The organism is Motilimonas eburnea, from assembly GCF_021295345.1.
GTDB lineage: Bacteria > Pseudomonadota > Gammaproteobacteria > Enterobacterales > CBDFNC01 > Motilimonas > Motilimonas eburnea.
Genome location: NZ_JAIMJB010000062.1, coordinates 1 through 814, shown reverse-complemented (window position 1 = coordinate 814; position 814 = coordinate 1). Strand labels below are relative to the sequence as shown.

Sequence of the window (814 nt, the reverse complement as noted above, 5' to 3'; positions counted from 1 at the left end):
CACGTCCTTCATCGCCTCTGACTGCCAAGGCATCCACCGTGCACGCTTATTCACTTAACCATACAACACCTAAACAGTGTTCTATGTTTTGCCTAGATATTACACAAGACACTTGCGAACAAGTTTATGAACTCATTACTGAATTCATCGTGCCAAGTTTTTACACTCAGCGATAATGCATTGCTGCATCATCATGTTTGTTTGCTTGAATTATCACTGTCGTGATAACTCGGTATTAAACGCTACTTAAACCAAGTTTAAATAGTGCTTAATGAACTTTATCAGCTTTCCAAATTGTTAAAGAGCGGGCTTTCTTTATCGCTAAAAAAAGCCAAAGTTAAATTGTGTAAACTTAACTTTGGCCTATCTTGGCCGAACATGAAGATTTGGTGGAGCTAAGCGGGATCGAACCGCTGACCTCCTGCGTGCAAGGCAGGCGCTCTCCCAGCTGAGCTATAGCCCCAATATCTTCTTACATCGAACCTAAACCATCTGGGAGGATGGCATAGTGGCCAAATTAATTTAATCAAGGCATTTAATGAGGACGCTTAGTCATCTAAGCGACGAATTAAATAACGCCGAGTTAATTAATTTGGTGGGTCTGAGTAGATTTGAACTACCGACCTCACCCTTATCAGGGGTGCGCTCTAACCAACTGAGCTACAGACCCGATGTTTTTACCCAATATAATCATACAATCTGTGTGAACACTCATTGACTCTCGTCAACAAGACAACGTCGCTTTTGGTAAGGAGGTGATCCAGCCCCAGGTTCCCCTAGGGCTACCTTGTTACGACTTCACCCCAGTCATGAA

Annotated in this window: 2 tRNA genes and 1 rRNA gene; all 3 read right to left on the bottom strand. The window is 43.0% G+C overall.

From position 1 onward, the window contains the following. Positions 1–387: 387 nt before the first annotated feature. Positions 388–463, bottom strand: a tRNA-Ala gene (locus tag K6Y21_RS21105). Positions 464–593: 130 nt separating this feature from the next. Continuing rightward, a tRNA-Ile gene (locus tag K6Y21_RS21100) sits at positions 594–670 on the bottom strand. A gap of 78 nt (positions 671–748) precedes the next feature. Continuing rightward, positions 749–814 (bottom strand): 16S ribosomal RNA (locus tag K6Y21_RS21095); the annotation flags it as partial.